Source organism: Roseomonas aerilata DSM 19363, from assembly GCF_000711725.1.
Lineage (GTDB): Bacteria > Pseudomonadota > Alphaproteobacteria > Acetobacterales > Acetobacteraceae > Roseomonas > Roseomonas aerilata.
The window spans coordinates 21621-27864 of sequence record NZ_JONP01000041.1; the positions used below are offsets into that span (position 1 = coordinate 21621).

General features: G+C 69.0%; 3 protein-coding genes. All 3 read right to left on the minus strand.

Features of this window, described 5'->3' with window-relative positions:
* Positions 1-163 precede the first annotated feature (163 nt).
* A complete protein-coding gene (locus BO39_RS24985) occupies positions 164-1696 on the minus strand; it encodes an efflux transporter outer membrane subunit (protein WP_084698482.1) in 1533 nt (510 codons plus the stop codon).
* 18 nt (positions 1697-1714) lie between these two features.
* Entirely contained in the window at positions 1715-4897 is a 3183-nt protein-coding gene (locus BO39_RS24990) for an efflux RND transporter permease subunit (RefSeq protein ID WP_052402599.1), read from the minus strand.
* A gap of 9 nt (positions 4898-4906) precedes the next feature.
* Positions 4907-6244: efflux RND transporter periplasmic adaptor subunit (locus BO39_RS24995; protein WP_342666342.1), on the minus strand; the 1338-nt coding region annotated here is incomplete at its 5' end.

The following is a 6244-nucleotide window of genomic DNA, read 5'->3' on the forward strand; positions in this document are numbered from 1 at the left end:
CCGGCGGCACGGCCGACGTCGTTGGGCGCTCCTCTTCAACGCCGTCGCGCGGAGCACAGACGAGCCCTTCAGGGGTGTCGGAGGGCTCCGCAGCCGTCGAGGGCTAACGCTGGGCCTGGGCCTGGGCCTGGGCCACCGAACCCAAGCGCCTCACGGTTTCTACTCAGCCTTCCGGCTGCGGCCCACGCCCCGAAGGAAAGCTTCGCGGCGGCCGCGGCGCCTGTGGCCGGGGTGCGTCCGCCAAGGGAACCGGTACCGGTGGCGTCGCCACCGAGTTCGCCAGCCACCCCCCTCCCAGTACTCGGTACAGGGTGACCTGCGCCGAGAGCCGGTCCCGCCGCAGTCCGATCAGGTCCTGCTGCGCGGCGTAAAGGTCCCGCTGGGACACCAGCACCGTCAGGTAGTTGTCCACCCCCGCACGGAACCGCGCTTCGGAGAGCCGGTAGCTTTCTGCATAGGCGTCCGCCAGCGACTGCTGAGCCCGGAGCTGGTTGCCGTAGGTGCCGCGCGCCGCGAGCGAGTCCGCCGTCTCTCGGAAGGCGGTCTGAATTGCCCTCTCGTAGTTGGCGATCTCCACGCGATTCTGGATCCGCGCATAGTCCAGGTTCGCTTGATTGATGCCGCCGGTGAAAATCGGAACATTGATCTGCGGCGAGAAGGCCCAAATCCCCGAGCCCGGCTGAAAGAGCCGCGAAAGCGAGGCGCCCGCCGTGCCGTAGGAGGCGGTGAGGGCGATGCTCGGGAAGAAGGCTGCCCGCGCCGCGCCGATGTTGGCGTTGGCCGCGCGAAGCTGCCGCTCCGCCGCCAGAACGTCTGGGCGCCGCAGCAGAACCCCGGAGGACAGGCCCGCCGGCAGGTCGCCAACGATGATGGGGGAGGCCAGGTTCACGCCCTGCGCCAGGTCCGCCGGGACGGGCTGGCCCAGCAACAGCGCCAGCGCGTTCTCCGCCTGCGCGAGCTGACGCGTGTAGAGCGACAGGTTCGCCCGCGCCAGCTCCACCTGCGTCTGCGCTTGGCGCAGCACCAGGGCCGTGGAGGTGCCGCCGGTGACTGTCGCCTGGGTCAGCCGATAGGACTGCTCCTGGCTCGACAAGGTCTGCCGCGTCAGCTCCAGGAGTTGCCGGTTGGCCAGTACCGTCAGGTAGGCGTCGGCCACCGAGGCGACGAGGCTGATCTGCGTCGCCCGCTGCGTCTCCGCCTGGGCGAGGGCCGTTTCCAACGCCGCCTCGCTCAGGCTGCGGATGCGCCCGAACAGATCGATCTCCCAGGCGGTGAATCCCCCTTGGACGCCCCAGATGCGGGAGGTGGTCGGGCTCGTCCGGCCGGTCCGCGCCCCTGCGCCGAGGCCGGTCGGGGTTTGGGCGTAGTCGGCGCTGCCCGTCGCACCGATCTGCGGAAAGAGCTCGCCCCGCTGGGCGCGGAACTGCGCCTCCGCCGCCTGCACGTTGAGCGCCGCGACCCGGAGGTCGCGGTTGTTCTCGAGGGCGATGCCGATCAAACGCTTGAGGCCGGGGTCCAGGAACACGTCCTGCCAGCCCAGCTGGTCCACTGAACCGACGTCCGGCTGGCCCTCGGCATAAGCGCTGCCGCTCGGGAAGCTGGCGGGCACCGGGGCAGCCGGCCGTTCGTAGTCGGGGGCGAGCGAGCAGCCCGCGAGCGCGAGCGCGCCCAGGACCGGAGATAGGATGTCACGCATCGTCTTATTCCCTGGTCCTCAGTCGCCCGCCGCTGGCTGGTGCTGCGCGTGCCGGTCCGTTTGGGCCTCCTGATCCGCCTGACGCTCCTTCTGGATGTCGCTTGCCCGCTTGGTGCGGAAGAGCCCAAGCACCAGCACAAAGAAGAGCGGCACGAAGAACACCGCCAGCACCGTGCCGGTGAACACGCCACCGATGATGCCAGTGCCGATGGCCACGCGGCCGCCGGCGCCGGCGCCGGTCGCGATCGCCAGTGGCACGACGCCGAGGACGAAGGCGAGCGAGGTCATCAGGATTGGCCGCAGCCTTTCCCGTGCCGCGTGCAGCGCCGACTTCAGCAGGTCCTCACCCGTCTCGAAGTGCTCCTTGGCGAATTCCACGATCAGGATCGCGTTCTTCGCCGAGAGGCCGACGGTGGTGAGCAGGCCCACCTGGAAGTACACGTCGTTGGACAGGTCGCGCAGCCAGGTCGCCGCCACCGTGCCGAATACGCCGAGCGGCACCACCAGCAGCACGGAGACCGGAATCGCCCAGCTCTCGTAGAGCGCGGCGAGGCAAAGGAAGACCACGATCAGCGAGATGGCGTAGAGCGGCCCGGCCTGGGCACCGGAGGCGCGTTCCTCGTAGGAAAGGCCGCTCCACTCCACCCCGAAGCCCTGCGGAAGCTGCGCTGCCAGCCGCTCCATCTCCGCCATCGCCGCGCCGGTGCTCTGCCCCGGGGCCGCGTCGCCCGCGATCTCGATCGCGTTGATGCCGTTGAACCGCGAGAGGCCCGGTGAGCCGATCTCCCAGGTCGCCTTGGCGAAGGTGTTGAAGGGCACCATCGTCCCGGCACCGTTGCGGACGAACCATTGGGACAGATCGGTCGGCAGCATCCGGTAGGCCGCCTCGGACTGGATGTAGACGCGCTTGATGCGCCCGCGGTCCAGGAAGTCCCCCGCATAGGTGGAGCCGAAAGCGGCGGAGAGGGTGCTATTGATGTCAGTGACGGAAAGACCAAGCGCGCTGGCCCGCTCCCAGTCGATATCCAGCTTATACTGGGGCTCGTCCGGCTGGCTGTTCGGGCGCACGCCGACCAGCACAGGGCTTTGCGCCGCGGCGGCCAGCAGCCTGTCACGCGCGGCGTTAAGCTCCGTGTTGCCCTGGCCGGCGCGCGCCATCAGCTGCATCTCGAAGCCCGTGGCGTTGCCCAACTCGGACACGGCGGGCGGGGAGAAGGCCAGGATCCGCGCGTCCCGGTAGCCCGCGAAGCGCCTGATCACGCGGTTGGCGATGACCTGGGCGGTGTGCTCCGCCCCTTCCCGCTGGTCCCAGTGGCGAAGGCGGACGAAGGCCATGCCGGAGTTCTGCCCGCGCCCGGCGAAGCTGAACCCGGTGATGCCGTAGACGGATTCGACATCGGCCTTCTCGTCATTCAGCAGGTATTGCGTCACCGCGTCCAACGCGTTCTGCGTGCGCTCCGACGTCGCACCCGGCGGGCCCGCGATCTGCACGTAGAACACGCCCTGGTCCTCGTTCGGCAGGAACGAGGAGGGCAGGCGGATGAAGAGCAGCGCGAGGCAGGCGGCCACCGCCGCCCAGACGATCATGAAGCGCCAGGGCCGGCGGGCCATGATTCCGACCCCGCCGACATAGCCATTCGTCATGCGGTCGAAGCCGCGGTTGAACAGGCCGAACACCCCGCGCTTCGGGCCGTGTTGCTTCGGCCGTTTCAGGATAGTGGCGCAGAGGGCCGGGGTGAAGACAAGCGCCACGATGACCGAGAGGGTCATGGCGGTGATGATGGTGAGGGAGAACTGCCGGTAGATCACGCCCGCCGAGCCTGCGAAGAAGAACATCGGCAGGAACACGGCCGAGAGCACCATCGCGATGCCTACCAGCGCACCGGAGATCTGGTCCATGGACTTGCGCGTGGCTTCCAGGGGGGAGATCCCCTCCGTCTCCATCACGCGCTCCACATTCTCCACCACCACGATGGCGTCGTCCACCAGCAGGCCGATGGCGAGCACCATGGCGAACATGGTGAGGGTGTTGATGGAGTAGCCCGCCAGGGCCAGCACCGCGAAGGTGCCCAGCAGCACCACCGGGATCGCCAGCGTCGGGATCAGCGTCGCCCGGAAGTTCTGCAGGAAGACGTACATGACGACGAAGACGAGGACCATCGCCTCGACCAGCGCCTTCACCACCTCATGGATGGAGATCTCCACGAAGGGCGTGGTGTCGAAGGGGTAGACCACCTCGAGATTGGAAGGAAAGGTCGGGCGCAGCCGCTCGATCGTCGCGCGCACCGCGTTGGCGGTGGAGACGGCGTTGGCGCCGCTGGCCAGCTGCACGCTGATGGCGGCCGAGGCACGGCCGTTGAACTGCGCGCTGACCGCAAAACTCTGCGCCCCCAGCTCGATCCGCGCCACGTCGCGCAGCCGCACCTGGGACCCGTCCTGGTTCACCCGCAGCAGGATGGCACCGAATTGTTCCGGCGTGTTCAGGTAGCTCGGCCCGATGAGCGTCGCGTTCAGCTGCTGGCCAGGCAGCGCCGGGCGCGCGCCCAGCTCACCGGAGGCCACCTGCACGTTCTGCGACTGCACTGCGGCCGAGATGTCCGACGGCATCATGTTGAACGCCGTCAGCTTTGCCGGATCGAGCCAGATCCGCATGGCGTACTGCGACCCGAACAGGTTGTAGTCGCCCACGCCCGTGGTGCGCGTGATCGGGTCCTGCACGTTGCTGGCGATGAAGTCCGCCAGATCACTGCTGCTCATCGTCCCGTCCTTGGAGACGAAGCCGATGACCATGAGGTTGGCGCGGCTGGCCTTCGCCACGCGGATGCCCTGCTGGCGCACGGTCTCCGGCAGGCGCGGCTCGGCGAGGGAGAGCTTGTTCTGCACCTGCACCTGCGCCGTGTCGGCGTTGGTGCCCTGGGCGAAGGTCAGCTCGATGGTGGCGCTGCCGTCGCGGTTGCTGGTGGATGTGAAGTAGAGCAGCCCGTCCAGCCCGGTCATCTGCTGCTCGATCGGCTGCACCACGGTGTTCTGCACGGTTTCCGCAGAGGCGCCGGAGTAGCTGAGCGAGATGCGGATCGTGGGCGGCGCGATGTTCGGGTACTGGGAGACCGGCAAGGTCCGCAGGCAGATCAGGCCGATCAGCATGATCGCGAGCGCAATGACCCAGGCGAAGACCGGCCGGTCGATGAAGAAGCGTGCCATGGTGCGGCCCTAGCCTTCCCGAGGGGCCTGCTGGGCCCCTTCCTGCGCCTGGGGCTGGTCCCCGGCCTCCTCGCCACCTCCCTGCCCCTGCTGCCTGGGCGCGGGCTGGCGGGACCGGCGGTCCAGCTCCTCCAGCGTGATCTCCTCGATCTGGGGCTTCGCGCCGGGCTGCACGTTCTGCGCACCCTGGACGATCAGCTTGTCGCCTCGCTGCAGCCCGGCATTCACGATCCAGCGCGTGCCGACGGCCTGGCCGGCATCCAGCACGCGCTCCTGCACTGCGCCGTCCGCCTGCACCACCTTCGCCACCGCCTGGCCGCGGTAGTTCCGCGTTACCGCCTGCTGCGGAACCAGCAGGGCGTCCGATACGCCCTCGGCCAGACGCGCGCGGACGAACATGCCGGGCATCAGCACGCCGTCGGGATTGGGGAACACTGCGCGCAGCGTGACGGCGCCGGTGGTCGCGTCCACCGTCACTTCGGAAACCTGGAGCTGGCCAGGGCGCGCGTACTCGGTGCCATCCTCCATCAGCAGCCGCACCTCGGCCGCCGTGTCGCTCGCCCGGCGCAGGCGGCCGGACGCCATGTCCCGCCGCAGCCGCAGCAGGGTGGAGGCAGGCTGGGTCACGTCCACGTAGATCGGGTCCAGCCGCGTCACAGTCATGAGGGAGGTCGTCTGGTCCGCCGTCACCAGCGCACCCACCGTCACCGCCGCGCGTCCGGTCCGTCCCTCAATGGGAGAGGTGATGTTGGTGTAGCCCAGGTTGATCCGCGCAGTCTGGACTGAGGCCCGGCCCGAGGCGACATCCGCCTCCGCCTGCTTCTGCGTGGCCACCGCGTTGTCGTAGTCCAGCCGGCTCACCGCGTTCTGCTGCACCAGCGGGCGGTAGCGCGTTACCGTCACCCGGGCCTGGCCCAGCGTTGCCTCCGCCTTGTCCAGCGCCGCCTCCGCGCTCGCCAGCGCCGCCTGATAGGGTGCGGGGTCGATCTGGAACAGCGCGTCGCCCGCCTTTACCGCCTGCCCCTCGCGGAACTTCCGCTCGCGGATCACCCCGCCCACCTGGGGCCGGATCTCCGCCACCTCATAGGGCGCGGTCCGCCCGGGAAGGGTGGTGTTGAGCGTCACCGCTTCCGGCTGCAGGCTCACCACGGAGACGGTAGGCAACGGGCCCTGCTCACTGCGCTCCGCACTGGCCTTCTCCTCGCAGCCGGCTGCGGCGAAGGCAGTTGCAAGGGCCAGCCCGCCCAGCAGCGCGTCCCGGCGCGTCGCCGGTCGGGACCGGGACGTCTTCTTGGCAGAACTCGTCATGAAGGCCTTACCGTCCCTTGCGTAACAGAAGGAAACTAT

Excerpts from the sequence above, each read along its gene's own strand:
- BO39_RS24985 (WP_084698482.1), bottom strand. The coding sequence starts at position 1,696 with ATGCGTGACATCCTATCTCCGGTCCTGGGCGCGCTCGCGCTCGCGGGC.
- BO39_RS24990 (WP_052402599.1), bottom strand. The coding sequence starts at position 4,897 with ATGGCACGCTTCTTCATCGACCGGCCGGTCTTCGCCTGGGTCATTGCG.